Below are 332 nucleotides of genomic sequence, written 5' to 3'. Positions count from 1 at the left end.
CGCAGCGATGCGTTGAGCTAACCGGTACTAATGAACCGTGAGGCTTAACCTTACAACGCCGAAGATGTTTTGGCGGACTGAGAAGACGAACAATTTTCAGCACTGATTCCGGATTTTCGGGAACGAAAGATTTTACGCTGAGGCAAGGCGGCAAATGAAGGAAAGGAAGGAGCATACAGAAGTATGTGACTGACTTTACGAATGCAGCCAACGCAGCATCGGTGTAAAAGATTCGTTTCTGGCAACAGAATTTGCCTGGCGGCAGTAGCGCGGTGGTCCCACCTGACCCCATGCCGAACTCAGAAGTGAAACGCCGTAGCGCCGATGGTAGT

At 50.9% G+C, this 332-nt stretch carries 1 rRNA gene; it reads left to right on the top strand.

The features are described 5' to 3' along the window. Positions 1 to 254 precede the first annotated feature (254 nt). Positions 255 to 332 (top strand): 5S ribosomal RNA (rrf, locus tag NA197_RS23465); the annotation flags it as partial.

The sequence above is a fragment of the Salmonella sp. NW884 genome (genome assembly GCF_051700745.1).
Taxonomy (GTDB): domain Bacteria; phylum Pseudomonadota; class Gammaproteobacteria; order Enterobacterales; family Enterobacteriaceae; genus Salmonella; species Salmonella enterica.
This window is presented reverse-complemented; position numbering and strand designations above follow the sequence as displayed.